The organism is Streptomyces sp. SID14436 (assembly GCF_010548465.1).
Taxonomy (GTDB): domain Bacteria; phylum Actinomycetota; class Actinomycetes; order Streptomycetales; family Streptomycetaceae; genus Streptomyces.
In genome coordinates this window covers 1-14,875 of record NZ_JAAGMD010000002.1, presented here as the reverse complement: position 1 = coordinate 14,875, position 14,875 = coordinate 1, and the positions used below count along the sequence as shown (strand labels likewise).

Below are 14,875 nucleotides of genomic sequence, written 5' to 3'. Positions count from 1 at the left end.
CGCCCGGCATGCCCGCGCACCCCGCGTCCGGTCAGGAGGCGGCACCGCCCGCCCCCGCCGCCGACCCCTGGGGCCGCTACGACCCCTGGGCCGCCTCCGCGGCGAGTGCGCCGCTCCAGGTGAGCGGCCCGGCCGAGGACACCGAGCGGGGGCGCCGCAAGCTGCGCGCGCGCATCATTCTCGTCGCCGTGATCGTCTTCGGGCTGCTGTGCGGTGTCGTCGGCGGTCTCGTCGGGGCCTACCTGGAGCGCAACGGCGGTGTGGGCGGCGTGGAGCTGCCGCAGGCCGGCAAGGAGGCCGCCGACCGCGACCCGGACAGCGTCGCCGGGATCGCCTCCCGGGCCCTGCCCAGCGTCGTCACCCTGCACGCCAGCGGCACGAGCGAGGCGGGCACCGGCACCGGGTTCGTGCTCGACACCCGCGGCCACATCCTCACCAACAACCACGTCGTGGAGCCCGCAGGGGGCGGCGGCGAGATCACCGTGACCTTCCACAGCGGCGACACCGCCGAGGCCACCGTCATCGGCCGGGACAGCGGCTACGACCTGGCCGTGGTGAAGGTCAAGGGCGTCAGCGGACTCACCCCGCTGCCCCTCGGCAACTCCGACAACGTGCAGGTCGGCGACCCCGTCGTCGCCATCGGAGCCCCCTTCGACCTGGCCGGCACCGTCACCTCCGGCATCATCAGCGCCCGGGAGCGGCCCATCACGGCCGGCGGGGAGAAGGGTGACGGCAGCGACGTGTCCTACGTCGACGCGCTCCAGACGGACGCGCCGATCAACCCGGGCAACTCCGGCGGCCCCCTGCTCGACGCGAAGGCGCGGGTGATCGGCATCAACTCGGCCATCCGGTCCGCCGGTTCCGGCAGCGAACTCGACGGCGGCCAGGCCGGGTCGATAGGTCTCGGCTTCGCCATCCCGATCAACCAGGGCAAGCGCGTCGCCGAGGAACTGATCGCCACCGGGAAGGCCACCCACCCGGTGATCGGCATCACCCTGGACATGGAGTTCTCCGGCGACGGCGCCCGGGTCGGCGCGAAGGGCACCGACGGCGGGCCCCCGGTCGTCACCGACGGACCCGGCGACAAGGCGGGCATCGAGGCGGGCGACGTCATCACCGAGGTGAACGGCCAGCGCGTCCACTCCGGTGAGGAACTCATCGTCAAGACACGCGCGCACCGCCCCGGGGACCGGCTGGAGCTCACCCTGGAGCGGGACGGCGAGGAGCGGACCGTCTCCCTGGTCCTCGGCTCCTCCGACGGCCGCTGAGCGGGCGAACCCCGGCGCCCGTCCGCACGCGCGGGCGCCGGGACGGTACCGGAGGGCGGGGGCGGCCGGGTACCGTGGACGCGGCCCGGACCACGGAAGACCACGACGACCACCGAGGGCCGCGGACCGAAGGCATCGCAAGGAGCTTCAGGTGTTCAATGACATAGGTGCGCTCGAGCTGGTGACGCTCATCATCCTCGCCGTGCTCGTGTTCGGCCCGGACAAGCTCCCCAAGGTCATCCAGGACGTGACGCGCACGATCCGCAAGATCCGCGAGTTCTCGGAGAGCGCCAAGCAGGACATCCGCGAGGAACTCGGCCCGGAGTTCAAGGACTTCGAGTTCGAGGACCTCAACCCCAAGACCTATCTCCGCAAGCAGCTGGACAACGAGGACCTGGGGCTCAAGGAGATCCGCAACACCTTCGACCTGAAGAAGGAGATGGCCGAGGTCTCCGACGCCGTCCAGGGCCGCGAGCAGGAGGCGTCCGCGTCCCCGTCGGCGCCCGCCCCCTCCGGCGGCTCGTCGGGCCGCGTGGACATGGCCAAGAAGCCCGCTCCGGCCGCCGACGACCGCCCGCCCTTCGACGCCGACGCCACCTGAGCCGGCCCCGCCCGGTCGCGGCCTGGGGGCGTACGCCCCGGCGCACGTGACGCGTTTCATACTCCACCCGAGCTGCGCACGACGTGATCCGGTCGTCGACGCGGCCCACGCGCCGGGCGCTTTCCCGGTCCGCGGCGGCGGGGTGGCTATGCTGCCCCAGTTGTTGCGCGGACCGGACGAGTGCGCCCGAAGGGGGGCGGGCCGCCCCGGACCGACGAGAGCGAGGAGGCGTCCGGGCAATGGAGACGACGAGTCAGGCCGTCGCGCAGGCGCCGGCCGCGGAGAGTGGACCACCACCGGCCACCTCCGCCCGGCGTACGGCCGACGACTATCTGCGCGCGTCCTTCCCCTGGTACGGGCTGGACGAGGCCTTCACGGGCCGCCGCTGGCTGATGCAGGTGGGCACGGCGGCCGACGGCGCCGTCGAGCACGGGTCGATCGGGCACGGCGACGAACCGTCGGTGCGCAGCGAGTACGTGGCGGGCCCCGACCAGGACGCCCGGGAGAAGTTCGCGGTCGTCGTGACCGTGGCCGCCAACCCGGTGCGCCGCAGCGCCGACGGCACCGGTCTGCTGGAGGCCACCTCGGTCTCCTCCGCGGCCTGGCTCGCCGGTGTCGGACTGCTGTCCTTCACCTGGCCCGGCCAGATGGACCACTCGCTGCGGGACAACTGGCTGGAGCAGCAGACGGAGACCGCCTGGGCGCTGGCCGACGACCTGGAGGGGGAGGACTGGTCGACGCTGTCCCTCCCCGTGGACGGGGTGCCGACGCCGTTCCACTACCGGGAGTCCGAGTTCGGCTGGGTGCTGGCCGGCTCCACCCAGGCCGGCGTCCACGTGGGCGCGTACGGCCGCGGCATGAGCGCGTACGGCCTCGGCTTCGCCGCGGTCAAGGACGTCGCCGCCTACGCGGGCTGACGTCGCCGCCACCGCGGGCCGACCACGGCGAGAGGCGCCGTCCGGCCGGACGGCGCCCCCGATGACGGGCCACGGTGCGCCGGTCTCCCGGCCCCGCGGACCGCGCTAGAACTTGTTGCGGGGCGTGATCCCCAGCGACAGCCCCGCCAGGCCCCGCTGCCGCCCGCCCAGCTTGCCGGCGATCGAGCGGAGCGCCGACCCCGCCGGGGAGTCCGGGTCGGTCAGCACCACGGGCCGGCCCTCGTCGCCGCCCTCGCGCAGCCGGACGTCGATCGGGATGGCGCCGAGCACCGGGACGCTGGTGCCGGTGGTCCGGGTCAGGCCGTCGGCCACCGACTGGCCGCCGCCGGTGCCGAAGACGTCGACCATCTCACCGCAGTGCGGGCACGGCAGGCCGGACATGTTCTCGACCACGCCGACGATCTTCTGGTGGGTCTGCACCGCGATGGAGCCCGCCCGCTCGGCCACCTCGGCCGCCGCCTGCTGGGGCGTGGTCACGACGAGGATCTCGGCGTTCGGGACCAGCTGCGCCACGGAGATCGCGATGTCGCCGGTGCCGGGCGGCAGGTCCAGCAGCAGCACGTCCAGGTCGCCCCAGAACACGTCGGCGAGGAACTGCTGCAGCGCGCGGTGCAGCATCGGGCCGCGCCAGACGACCGGCGCGTTGCCCGGGGTGAACATGCCGATCGAGATGACCTTCACGCCGTTCGCCGACGGCGGCATGATCATGTTCTCGACCTGGGTGGGCCGCCCGTCGGCGCCCAGCATCCGCGGCACCGAGTGGCCGTAGATGTCGGCGTCCACGACCCCGACCTTCAGCCCGTCGGCGGCCATCGCCGCCGCCAGGTTCACCGTCACCGACGACTTGCCCACGCCGCCCTTGCCGGAGGCGACGGCGTAGACGCGGGTCAGGCTGCCCGGTTTGGCGAACGGCACCTCGCGCTCGGTCTGGCCGCCGCGCAGGGCCGCCGCCAGCTCCTTGCGCTGCTCGTCGCTCATGACGTCCAGCGTGACGTCGACCGCCGTGACACCCTCCACCGCCGCCACCGCGTCCGTCACGCGCTGCGTGATGGTGTCCCGCATGGGGCAGCCGGAAATGGTCAGGTACACGGTGACCGCGACCCGCCCGTCCGGACCGATCTCCACCGATTTGACCATCCCCAGTTCGGTGATGGGCCGGTTGATCTCGGGGTCGTTCACCGTCGCCAGTGCCTCACGCACCGCGTCTTCCGTAGCCATACCGACGATGGTACGGCGCCGGGTACACCGGCCGGTAAGCCCGTCAGCGGTCGTCTGCGTCACGTCGGGGCGGCCGTTCCGCCCGGAGTGCCGGAACCGCGCCGTGTTCGCGGTGGCCGTTGCCGCGCCGCTCGTCGAGTTCCTTCACCAGGTCCTGCAGTTCCGAGCGGATCCAGTCGCGGGTGGCCACCTCGCCCAGCCCGATCCGCAGCGCGGCGACCTCCCGGGTCAGGTACTCGGTGTCCGCGATCGACCGCTCGCCCTGCTTGCGGTCCTGCTCCAGGTTGACCCGGTCACGGTCGTCCTGCCGGTTCTGCGCGAGCAGGATCAGCGGGGCCGCGTAGGACGCCTGGAGGGACAGCACCAGGGTCAGGAAGATGAACGGGTACTCGTCGAAACGCAGCTCGCGCGGCGCCGACACGTTCCACACCACCCACACGACGATGACGACCGTCATCCAGACGATGAACCGCCCGGTGCCCAGGAAGCGCGCGATCCGCTCCGACAGCCGCCCGAACGCCTCCGGGTCCCACTCCGGCAGGATCCGGCGCCGCGGCGGCCGCGGCTGGTCCAGACGCGGTGCCCGGGGCCGCCGCCCGGCGGCGGTGGCCCCGGACGGCAGGCGTTCGCGCAGGCCGTCACGCTCAGGACCCATCGGTCACCACCCCGTCCCCGAGGTGGAACTCGGTCTCGCGCCAGTCGTCGGGCAGCATGTGGTCCAGCACGTCGTCCACCGTCACCGCGCCCAGCAGCGAGCCCGCCTCGTCGACCACGGGCGCCGCCACCATGTCGTACGTGGCGAAGAACCCGGCGACCAGCGGCAGCGCCGCGTCCGGCTCCAGGGGCTGCAGATCGTCGTCGATCATCGAGCCGACCAGCGTGAACGGCGGGTCCCGCAGCAGCCGCTGGAAGTGCACCGTGCCCAGGTACTTGCCGGTCGGTGTCTCCTCCGGCGGCCGGCACACGTACACCTGGGCGGCGTGCGCCGGGGACAGGTCGGGGTTGCGGATCCGGGCCAGCGCGTCCGCGACCGTCGCGTCCGGCCGCAGCACGATCGGCTCGGTCGTCATCAGACCGCCCGCCGTGTGCTCCTCGTACGCCATCAGACGCCGCATGTCGGCCGCGTCGCCGGGCTGCATCAGGCTCAGCAGCCGCTCCTGCTCGTCCTCGGGCAGCTCCCCGAGCAGGTCGGCGGCGTCGTCGGGGTCCATCGCCTCCAGCACGTCGGCGGCCCGCTCCTCCTTCAGCTTGCCGAGGATCTCGATCTGGTCGTCCTCCGGCAGCTCCTCCAGCACGTCGGCGAGCCGGTCGTCGTCGAGAGCCGCGGCGACCTCCGCCCGGCGCTTGGGGGAGAGGTGGTGCAGGACGTTGGCCAGGTCGGCGGGGCGCAGCTGCTCGAAGGTGGCGAGCAGGTTCTCGGCGCCCTGGCCGTGCTCCTCCAGGGAGAAGCCGGTCACCGCGGACCACTCCACGGTCAGCGTCTCGCCCTTGCTGCGCCGGAACGCGCCGCCCTTGCGTCCCTTGCGGACGAAGACCCGGTCGACCTCCCACTCCCGCCGGGAGGGCAGCTGGTGCACCGACAGGTCGAGGACGGTGACCTCCTCGCCGCTGTCCACCAGGGTGACCCTGCGGTCCAGGAGTTCGCCGAAGACCAGCCGCTCGGTGGGCCGCTGCTCGAACCGGCGGACGTTGAGCACCCCGGTGGAGATGACCTGCCCGGACTGCACGGCGGTCACCCGGGTCATGGGCAGGAAGATGCGGCGCCGGGTGGGCAGTTCGACCACCAGGCCGAGCAGCCTGGGAGGGCGCCGGCCGACCCGCAGCATGACGACCAGATCGCGCACGCGCCCCACCTGGTCGCCGTTCGGGTCGAACACGGCGACGCCGGAGAGGTGCGAGACGAAGATCCGGGGGGCGCCCGCTGCCATGGCGGCGGCTCCTTTGCGTGCGGGGTGGTCCGTGGTCGGGTACTGCCTGCTGCGTTCGCTGTCCGAATGGCCCGCTCGGGTGGGCTTCAGGCTAGCCCGTCCCGATCGGTGGTGCTCCGGGGACCGGTCCGGACGGACTGGCTCCACCCGTCTCCCCTGCCCCCGGTACTCTGCGGTACGCCGTTCAGGTCCCCGTCCGAGAGGCAGCCGCACCTGTGACTCCGATCTCCCCGGGCCGTCCCCGCCGTCGCAGTGCCGTGCTGGCGGGCGCCGTGTGCGCGCTGCTGGTCACCGGGACGGCGCTGACGGGATGCGCCGAGGACCCGAACGAGGGCACCAACGGGGTCGGCAAGCTGTCCGCCGAGCAGATCCAGAGCCGGACCCGCAAGGCCGCCGAGTCCGTCGACACCGTCCGGCTGCACGGCACGGTCGTCAGCAGCGGGCGCAGCTACACGCTCGACATGCGGCTCAAGACCGAGGGCGGCATCGGGTCGGTCAGCTCCGGCGGACAGACGTTCCGCCTGCTGCGCATCGACGACGAGCTGTTCCTGAAGGCGGGCGCGGAGTTCTGGGGTCATGCGGGCACCGGGGACGAGGACGGCGACGGCAAGGGCGGCTCCGCGGCCGACGCGGCGGCGGCGGAGAAGCTGGCCGCGAAGTACGTGAAGGTGCCGCAGGGCGACCCCGCGTACAAGAAGTTCAGCGGTTTCACGGACAAGGACGTCCTCCTCGACGGTCTGCTGACCCTGCACGGAAAGCTGGCCACGGACGGCCACCACGAGCAGGACGGCGTGCGCACGATCCGCATCACCGGCGACGACGGCGCGGGCGGCACCCTGGACGTCTCCCTGGAGGGCACGCCGTACCCGCTGCGCCTGGAGCGGGCGGGCAAGGCCGGCACGATCAGCTTCTCGGCGTGGGGAACCGATTTCCCCCTGAAGAAGCCCGCCAAGGGCGAGACCCTCGACTACGGCAAGCAGCTGCCCTCGTCGTGACGCCTCAGCGGCGTCTGCGGCGCGCCAGCAGCCGGGGCAGGCCCGCGGGGGCCGGGCGCCGGGTGGTGGCCGGTGTCGGACGCGGCGGCGCGGCCAGCGAGCCCTCGGGCAGCGGGGCGGTCGCACCGGTCGGCTCCAGCCGCAGCACCCGGCACTCGCGCGCCCAGCGCTCCGGCACCGCCTCGCCGTCGGGCGCGTTCAGCCGCTTGCCCTTCAGCTCGGCGACCGCCGCCGTCCACGCCTCGGAACCGGCCGCCAGCTCCACCACCGTCGCCGTCCAGGAGACCAGCCGGCCCCCCTTGTCCTTGCTGCGGACGGTGACCTGCGCGCGGGCGCCGTCCGCCAGGCCCGGCAGCGGCTGCTCACCCGGTCCGTCGCCCACCACGCACGCGGCTCCATCGTGCCAGACGTGCCACAGCGCGCGGGCGGCACCGGTGGACCCCTCGACCCAGACGAGGCCGGACTTCTTCGTGGCCTCCTCGATGAGGGCCCTGTCGAGCAGCTCGCTTGTCATGAGCCCAGCCTATCCAGCCTGCTCACAGCCGGCCGTGCTCACAGCCAGCCGTTGCGCTTCAGCGTGCGGTGGATGCCCAGACAGATCGCCACCGTGACGGACAGGACGATGGGGTAGCCGTACTTCCAGTCGGTCTCCGGCATGTACTCGAAGTTCATCCCGTACACCCCGCAGACCATCGTCGGCACGGCGATGATCGCGGCCCACGAGGTGATCTTGCGCATGTCCTCGTTCTGCGCCACGGACGCCTGCGCGAGGTTCGCCTGGAGGATGGAGTTCAGCAGCTCGTCGAAGCCGATGACCTGTTCCTGGACCCGGGCCACGTGGTCGGCCACGTCCCGGAAGTACTTCTGGATCTCCGGGTCGATCAGCCGCATCGGCCGCTCGCTGAGCAGCTGCATGGGCCGCAGCAGCGGCGACACGGCCCGCTTGAACTCCAGCACCTCGCGCTTGAGTTGGTAGATCCGCCCGGCGTCCGTGCCGCGCGGGGTGCCCTTGCGGCCCGGCGAGAACACCTCCGTCTCGACCTCGTCGATGTCGTCCTGCACCGCGTCGGCGACCGCGATGTAGCCGTCGACGACGTGGTCGGCGATGGCGTGCAGCACGGCCGAGGGCCCCTTGGCCAGCAGCTCGGGGTCCTCCTGCAGCCGGTGCCGCAGGGCCCGCAGGGAGCCCTGCCCGCCGTGCCGGACGGTGATGAGGAAGTCCCGGCCGGTGAAGCACATGACCTCGCCGGTCTCCACCACCTCGCTGCTGGAGGTGAGCCGGTCGTGGTCGAGGTAGTGGATGGTCTTGAAGACCGTGAAGAGGGAGTCGTCGTAGCGCTCCAGCTTGGGCCGCTGATGGGCCTGGACGGCGTCCTCCACGGCCAGCGGGTGCAGTCCGAACTCCCGGGCGATCCCCGCGAATTCGGCCTCCGTCGGCTCGTGCAGGCCGATCCACACGAAGCCGCCGTCGCGGCGCACCAGCCGCATGGCCTCCTGCGGGTCCAGCGGTCCCTCGGTCGTCAGCCGGCGGCCGTCGCGGTACACGGCGCAGTCGACCACGGCGGTCACCGAGCCGTGGTCGCGGGTGGTGTCGTAGGCGCTGCTCTCCTTCCGCAGCGAGACACGGGAGGGACGGACCACGGCGCGCAGGTCGCGGATCATCGACATGGCGGGCTCCTTCGCGAGCGGGCAACGAAAGGCGCCGGTACGACGGGTGGAACCTCCCGGAATGAGGACGTCCTGACCAGGATTCCCTCCCGGACGGGCGGGGAAGGATGTTTGGCACGTCCACAAAGCGGGGAGCACCGCACCGTCGTGGTGGCGGGCTTCGTCGCTGATACAGCTACTGGGGCAGATCAGGCAGAACGAAACGAAGCGCTCTTCCGGTGGGGACGCACATACGAGAGGTGGCGCACCAGGAACAGACGAAAGACGTCAGAAGGCGGAAGAGCGGGCGATACTGCACGGTCGACTTCGGTCCATGCCAGCACCACCTCCTCCGGCCGGTCCCTCGTGAGGGACGATTCACCATCCCCGTGGGGATACCCCCGCGTACGGGGGATGTGTCACTTCGGTGCCGGGACGCGATCACGGCGCCGCCGCAGCCCGGGGGGCCCGGGCGGACGCACTGCTGTGCGCTGTCCCGAAGCACGGCCCAATGTAGCAGCAGGCCGTCATGTCAAGGCGCGGCTTTGCCCGGTACTGGCGAGTTCTATGCTCGGCGCATGGCAGATGTTCTTCCTCTGGTCGAGGCCCGGTTGCGTTCGGCGCTGGGCGAGCCGGACGCGCGCGCCGCGGTCACCTTCCTGGGCACGGACCGCATCGAGGTGCTGCGCTTCCAGGAGGGCGACATCGTGCGGTACGCCACCCTCGGCATGTCCGCCCAGCCGATGACCGACCCCACCGCGGTGGTCGCCGACCCCGTCAGGGGGCCGCGCACGGAGCTGGTGCTGTCCGTGCGGGCCGGCCTCGCCGACACCGACAAGGTGCTCCGCCCGCTCGCCGTGCTCGCCGCGTCTCCGCAGGTCGAGGGCGTGGTGGTGGCGCCGGGCGCCTCGCTCGACGTCGGCGGACCGCTGTGGCCGGGCGCGCCGTTCACCTCGGTGCTCGTCGCCGAGCCGGGCGGCCTGGTGGAGGACCTGGAGCTCGACGAGCCCCTCGACCCGGTGCGGTTCCTGCCGCTGCTGCCCATGACGCCCAACGAGGCCGCGTGGAAGCGCGTGCACGGCGCCCAGGCCCTCCAGGAACGCTGGCTGGAACGGGGCACCGACCTGCGCGACCCGCGCCGCGCCTCCGTCGCGCTGACCTGAGCCACCGTGAGCAACCTCACCAACGGGCCTGCCGGTCCGTGGAGTTGCCCCCGGTGATGCTCCCCTCCCGACGCATGCCGGACGACCCGGTTCCCTCCGGACGGGTGATCGTCCTTGACGGGACGCGGAAGGGGTAGGACCGTGGGGCCCTATGAGGGGCGAACCCAGTTGCCCGAAGTGTGGTGGCCGGGTCAGGGCTCCCGGCCTCTTCTCCGATGCGTGGCAGTGCGACGTGCACGGCACCGTGCACCCGCTCCAGCCCGTGATACCGCCGAGCGTCGAGGCACTCAACGTCGTCGTCCACCGCACCAAGGTGCCGGTGTGGATGCCGTGGCCGCTGCCCGTGGGCTGGCTGTTCACCGGCGTCGCCTGCGCGGGTGACGACCGCAGCGGCGGCCGTGCCACCGCCGTCGCCTGCACCGGACCCGGGCCGCTCGGGGGCATGGGGGAACTCGTCCTCGTGGCGGAGGAACTCGGCGTGGGCCTCGGGGCGCGCTACGCCGGCATCGACGGCCCGGACCCGGGGCCGTACCTCAACGTCGAGAAACCCGCCCAGACCAAGGTGCTGGCCGCCGGACGCCCCACCCCCCTGTGGCACGTCAGCAAGACGCCGGACGACCGGGCGGTCTTCGCGGGCGAGGCCCTCGGCCTGTGGCTGTGGGCGGTCGTCTGGCCGGAGCAGTCGGGCCTGCTGATGTACGACGAGCTGGTCCTCGCCGACCTGCGCGACGCCGGGGCCGAGGTGGAACTGGTGCCCTGCGGGGCGCTCTCCCCGCGCCTGCTGCAGACCTAGGGCCCCAGGGCCGCTGGTTCGGATCACGCCGGGCCCACGGCAGCCGTCACCCCGCCGGTGCCGCTCGGTGTGCGGCCGGTGACCGGCCGGTGACCGGCCGGAGCCGTGTGCCGTCGGTCCGCTGTAGGGGGCGCCGACCTGGTTCAGCTGTGACAGGGGCGCTGCGGATTCCGGTTATCCTGGAGCGTCCCCATCCGTCCGTCACCGCTTGGAGTACGCGTCGTGCGCATCGACCTGCACACCCACTCCACCGCGTCCGACGGCACGGACAGCCCGGCGGACCTCGTCCGCAAGGCCGCCGCCGTCGGCCTGGACGTCATCGCGCTGACCGACCACGACACCACCCGCGGCCACGCCGAGGCCCTGGCCGCGCTGCCCGAGGGGCTGACCCTGGTCACCGGCGCCGAACTGTCCTGCCGCCTCGACGGCGTGAGCATGCACATGCTCGCCTACCTGTTCGACCCCGAGGAGCCGCGCCTGCTCGCCGAGCGCGAGCTGGTCCGCGACGACCGGGTGCCCCGGGCCCAGGGCATGATCGCCAAGCTGAACGGGCTGGGCGTGCCCGTCACGTGGGAGCAGGTCCGGCGCATCGCCGGGGACGGCTCGGTCGGCCGCCCGCACATCGCCACGGCCCTCGTCGAACTGGGCGTGGTGCCGACCGTGAACGACGCCTTCACCCTGGACTGGCTCGCCGACGGCGGCCGGGCCCACATGCAGAAGCACGAGACGGACCCCTTCGAGGCGCTGCGCCTGGTCAAGGGCGCGGGCGGGGTCGCCGTGTTCGCGCACCCGGCCGCGAGCAAGCGGGGCCGGACCGTCCCGGAGGCCGCCATCGCCGAGCTGGCCGAGGCGGGCCTGGACGGCATCGAGGTCGACCACATGGACCACGACCCCGACACCCGGGCCCGGCTGCGCGGCCTCGCCCAGGAGCTGGGGCTCCTGGTGACGGGCTCCAGCGACTACCACGGCAGCCGGAAGACCTGCGTCCTCGGTGAGTTCATGACGGACCCCGAGGTGTACGGCGAGATCACCCGGCGCGCGACCGGCGCCTTCCCCGTGCCGGGGGCCGGCGGGGCCCGCTGACGCGTCCCGCGTCCCCTCGTTCGTCCACCCTTCTCGTTCGTTCACCCCAGCAAGGCAGTCATGTTCGACGTCGCCGTCTTCGGCTCCCTCTTCCTCACCCTGTTCGTCATCATGGATCCCCCCGGGATCACCCCGATCTTCCTCGCGCTGACCGCGGGCCGTACCGGCAAGGTGCAGAAGCGGATGGCCTTCCAGGCCGTCTGCGTGGCCGGCGGCGTCATCGTCGTCTTCGGGCTGGTCGGACAGCAGATCCTCGACTACCTGCACGTCTCCGTGCCCGCGCTGATGATCGCGGGCGGGCTGCTGCTCCTGCTCATCGCCCTGGACCTGCTCACCGGCAAGACCGACGAACCCCAGCAGACCAAGGACGTCAACGTCGCCCTGGTGCCGCTGGGCATGCCCCTGCTGGCCGGCCCGGGTGCGATCGTCTCCGTCATCCTGGCGGTGCAGAAGGCCGACAGCACCGCCGCGCAGGTGTCGGTGTGGGCGGCGATCCTGGCCATCCACGTCGTGCTCTGGTTCGTGATGCGGTACTCGCTGCTGATCATCCGGATCATCAAGGACGGCGGTGTGGTCCTGGTGACCCGGCTCGCGGGCATGATGCTCTCCGCGATCGCCGTGCAGCAGATCATCAACGGCGTCACCCAGGTCGTCCGCGGCGGCTGACCCTCCCGCGCCCGCCCGGGAACGCACGGAGCCCCCGTACCCACGTCGTCAGGTGGGGTACGGGGGGCCGTCGGCCGGCTGCGCCGCGACCGGGCGGCTGCGAAGCCCCGCGTCACGGCCCTCCCGGGGGCCGCTCGCGCGTTACGGCGTTGGCGTATCCGCCGGGCGGATCCACAGACGCTGCCCGATGGCGGCGGCCTGCTGAACGATCCCGTTGACGGACGCGGCGTCCACGACGGTCGTGTCCACGGGCGTGCCGTCGACGTCGTCGAGTCGCATGATTTCGAAGCGCAAAGGCCTCTCCCTTCGTCCGGTCATCCTCCTGAAGGAGAACTACTCGATGGCTGGCCCGCGGGCGGACGGCTCGCGTTCCACCTGGGAACAACCCTCTGCGCCGCACACATATTCCCTAGCTAAAGAAAAAGTTCGATCGTCTAAATATCACCTCGATCCTGCGGACACGTTTCGGATGAGACCGACCGGGACCGGTTGTGTTCGCAGCGTGACGGTCGAGACAATAGGAAGTGATGAACGACGACCTCGCGGACCTGACCGACCGCATCGACCGCACGAACGAGCTGCTGCACCGCATGCTCGCCGAGGTGGCGAAGACGCCCTCCACCCACGCGATCTTCGTCGACGCCGGGTATCTGTACGCGGCGGCGGGGCGGCTCGTGGCCGGGACGGAGGACCGCCGGGCGTTCGACCTCGACGCCGACGGACTCATCGACGCGCTCATCGACCGGGCCCGCACCATCTTCGCGGACAGCCGGCTGCTCCGCGTCTACTGGTACGACGGCGCCCGGCGCCGCATCCACACGGCCGAGCAGCAGTCCATCGCCGAACTCCCGGACGTCAAAGTCCGCCTCGGCAACCTCAACGCCAACAACCAGCAGAAAGGCGTCGACTCCCTGATCCGCTCCGACCTGGAGTCACTGGCCCGGCACCGCGCGATCAGCGACGCCGCCCTGCTCGGCGGCGACGAGGACCTGGTGTCCGCCGTCGAGGCCGCCCAGGGGTACGGGGCCCGGGTCCACCTCTGGGGCGTCGAGGCGCCCGAGGGCCGCAACCAGGCCGAGCCGCTGCTCTGGGAGGTCGACAGCCAGCGCACCTTCGACCTCGACTTCTTCAAGCCCTACGTCTCCCGGCGCACCGTCGCCGCCCTCGAACCCACGACGGGCCGGCCCACCCGCGAGGACGTCCGCTTCGTCGGCGCGCAGATCGCCGCCAAGTGGCTGGGTTCGCGCGGCCGGGAGGCGCTGGGCGAACTCCTGCCCGGCCACCCCTACCTTCCCGGCTCCGTGGACCAGGACCTGCTGGTGGAGGCGGAGGGCCTGCTCCAGTACTCCCTGCGCGGCCAGGCCGACCTGCGGCGCTCCCTGCGCGACGGCTTCTGGGACCACCTGCGGGGGCAGTACTAGGCCCTCAGCGCCCGGGCCCGGCCCCGGCACCGGACCCGGCCCCGGACCCGGCCCCGTCACCGTCGGCGAGCGTGTCCCAGAAGGCGGCGAGGGCGCGGGCGGTCGGCAGGGGCTGGTCCACCGTGGGCGAGTGCTCCGCCCCGGCGACGACCGTGCGGTGCGCCCGCAGCCGTACCGCCATGGCGTCCAGGTCCGGGACCGGCCAGGTGTCGTCCCGGGCGCCCGACAGGACGTGGAACGGCAGCGACACGGCCGCCAGTTCGGCCACCCGGTCCGGCTCGGCCAGCAACTGACGCCCGGTCGCCAGCAGTTGGGCCGGTCTGGTGCCCAGCCAGCGACGGCGGAGCTGCTCCTGGCCGCCGATGCCCCGCGCGGGACCTCCGACCTCCTCCGGCGGGCCCATGGCCAGGATGGCCTCCCAGCACTGCTCCATCGACATCACCGCCAGCGCGTCCCGCAGCAGCTTCACCCGCTGTTCCTGCGAGACGGAGATGCGTCCCGGGCCGGACGCGATCAGCGTGAGCGAGCGGAACGGGGAGGCGTCCAGCAGGACGGCGGCCCGGGCGATCAGCCCCCCGAGGGAGTGCCCCACCAGGTGCACGGGCGTGCCGAGCGCCTCGGCCTGGGCGAGGACGTCCCGGGCCAGCTCGGTCTGGGCGTAGGCCGCCTCGTCGTCCGGGCCCTCCGACTCGTACTGGCCGCGCCCGTCCACGGCCACGGTCCGGTAGCCGCGCGCCGCGAGGGGTGCGTGCACCAGCCGGAAGTCCTCCTTGCTCCCGGTGAACCCCGGCAGCATCAGGACGACGCCCTTCGGCTCGGCCCCGTCGTCCGACGGCATGTCGACGACGGCGAACTCCCCGCGCGCGGTGGCCAGCCGGCGGGCCCGCGCGGCGGCGGGCGGGGCGGAGTCGGAGGGCGGGGGAAGGGGGCTACTGGTCACGGCTGAAGGGTAGCGGGCGGCCCGGCCCGCCCCCGGCGACGCGTGGCCGGATCCGTCGAGGTCGCCCCCTGCCCGGACAGGCGCCGGATCAGCCCTCCGGCCCCGCCCCGGCGCATGTCCGGGGCCGGTCGGGCCGTCCCCTGCCCGGACAACGCCGACGGCCCGGCCCCCCGCTGTGGGGGACCGGGCCGTCGGGTGTGCTCGGCTCCGGGTC

General features: G+C 72.7%; 16 protein-coding genes. 9 read left to right on the top strand and 7 right to left on the bottom strand.

The features are described 5' to 3' along the window. From G3I53_RS00195 to G3I53_RS00185, 3 genes are all read left to right on the top strand, one after another. Positions 1-1,268, top strand: a 1,268-nt coding sequence (locus tag G3I53_RS00195) for a trypsin-like peptidase domain-containing protein (protein WP_239063427.1), incomplete at its 5' end; no start/stop codon positions are given. 151 nt (positions 1,269-1,419) lie between these two features. Further along, positions 1,420-1,869 carry a sec-independent translocase gene (locus tag G3I53_RS00190; protein WP_164334530.1) on the top strand — a complete coding sequence of 150 codons (450 nt, stop codon included), beginning with the start codon at positions 1,420-1,422 and terminating at the stop codon, positions 1,867-1,869. A 239-nt stretch (positions 1,870-2,108) separates the two neighbouring features. Further along, on the top strand, positions 2,109-2,786 hold the full coding sequence (locus G3I53_RS00185) for a hypothetical protein (RefSeq protein WP_164334531.1): 678 nt from the start codon (positions 2,109-2,111) through the stop codon (positions 2,784-2,786). A 105-nt stretch (positions 2,787-2,891) separates the two neighbouring features. On the opposite strand, the gene G3I53_RS00180 is transcribed toward G3I53_RS00185, so the two are convergent. From G3I53_RS00180 to G3I53_RS00170, 3 genes are read right to left on the bottom strand one after another with little or no spacing between them, the layout of a single operon-like run. Then, on the bottom strand, positions 2,892-4,025 hold the full coding sequence (locus G3I53_RS00180; protein WP_164334532.1) for an Mrp/NBP35 family ATP-binding protein: 1,134 nt from the start codon (positions 4,023-4,025) through the stop codon (positions 2,892-2,894). A 43-nt stretch (positions 4,026-4,068) separates the two neighbouring features. Further along, entirely contained in the window at positions 4,069-4,680 is a 612-nt protein-coding gene (locus tag G3I53_RS00175) for a DUF1003 domain-containing protein (protein WP_164334533.1), read from the bottom strand. Continuing rightward, positions 4,670-5,953: a CBS domain-containing protein gene (locus G3I53_RS00170; protein ID WP_164437906.1), complete on the bottom strand. Its 1,284-nt coding sequence runs from the start codon at positions 5,951-5,953 to the stop codon at positions 4,670-4,672. Before G3I53_RS00170 ends, G3I53_RS00175 begins: the two co-directional genes overlap by 11 nt. Before the next feature lie 215 nt (positions 5,954-6,168). On the opposite strand from G3I53_RS00170, the gene G3I53_RS00165 reads away from it, so the two are divergent. Continuing rightward, on the top strand, positions 6,169-6,948 hold the full coding sequence (locus tag G3I53_RS00165) for a hypothetical protein (RefSeq protein WP_164437905.1): 780 nt from the start codon (positions 6,169-6,171) through the stop codon (positions 6,946-6,948). 4 nt (positions 6,949-6,952) lie between these two features. Here the strand turns inward: G3I53_RS00165 and G3I53_RS00160 are convergent, their stop codons facing one another. Continuing rightward, a complete protein-coding gene (locus G3I53_RS00160; RefSeq protein ID WP_164437904.1) occupies positions 6,953-7,462 on the bottom strand; it encodes a hypothetical protein in 510 nt (169 codons plus the stop codon). Between the two features lie 38 nt (positions 7,463-7,500). Further along, positions 7,501-8,616, bottom strand: a complete 1,116-nt coding sequence (locus tag G3I53_RS00155; RefSeq protein WP_164339146.1) for a magnesium and cobalt transport protein CorA — start codon at positions 8,614-8,616, stop codon at positions 7,501-7,503. 557 nt (positions 8,617-9,173) lie between these two features. Between G3I53_RS00155 and G3I53_RS00150 the strand changes: the two genes are divergently transcribed. From G3I53_RS00150 to G3I53_RS00135, 4 genes are all read left to right on the top strand, one after another. Next, complete coding sequence (locus G3I53_RS00150) at positions 9,174-9,758, top strand: suppressor of fused domain protein (RefSeq protein ID WP_164339148.1); 585 nt, start codon at positions 9,174-9,176, stop codon at positions 9,756-9,758. A gap of 151 nt (positions 9,759-9,909) precedes the next feature. Beyond that, positions 9,910-10,551 (top strand): DUF6758 family protein, encoded by a 642-nt coding sequence (locus G3I53_RS00145; RefSeq protein WP_164339150.1) that lies wholly within the window; start codon positions 9,910-9,912, stop codon positions 10,549-10,551. 222 nt (positions 10,552-10,773) lie between these two features. Further along, on the top strand, positions 10,774-11,634 hold the full coding sequence (locus tag G3I53_RS00140; protein WP_164339152.1) for a PHP domain-containing protein: 861 nt from the start codon (positions 10,774-10,776) through the stop codon (positions 11,632-11,634). Positions 11,635-11,694: 60 nt separating this feature from the next. Continuing rightward, entirely contained in the window at positions 11,695-12,300 is a 606-nt protein-coding gene (locus tag G3I53_RS00135) for a MarC family protein (RefSeq protein WP_164339154.1), read from the top strand. Between the two features lie 141 nt (positions 12,301-12,441). Here the strand turns inward: G3I53_RS00135 and G3I53_RS33115 are convergent, their stop codons facing one another. Further along, positions 12,442-12,594 (bottom strand): hypothetical protein, encoded by a 153-nt coding sequence (locus G3I53_RS33115; protein WP_203592801.1) that lies wholly within the window; start codon positions 12,592-12,594, stop codon positions 12,442-12,444. A gap of 233 nt (positions 12,595-12,827) precedes the next feature. On the opposite strand from G3I53_RS33115, the gene G3I53_RS00130 reads away from it, so the two are divergent. Then, positions 12,828-13,721: an NYN domain-containing protein gene (locus G3I53_RS00130; protein WP_164339156.1), complete on the top strand. Its 894-nt coding sequence runs from the start codon at positions 12,828-12,830 to the stop codon at positions 13,719-13,721. Between the two features lie 4 nt (positions 13,722-13,725). Here the strand turns inward: G3I53_RS00130 and G3I53_RS00125 are convergent, their stop codons facing one another. After that, positions 13,726-14,661, bottom strand: a complete 936-nt coding sequence (locus G3I53_RS00125) for an alpha/beta hydrolase (RefSeq protein ID WP_164339158.1) — start codon at positions 14,659-14,661, stop codon at positions 13,726-13,728. Positions 14,662-14,875 lie beyond the last annotated feature (214 nt).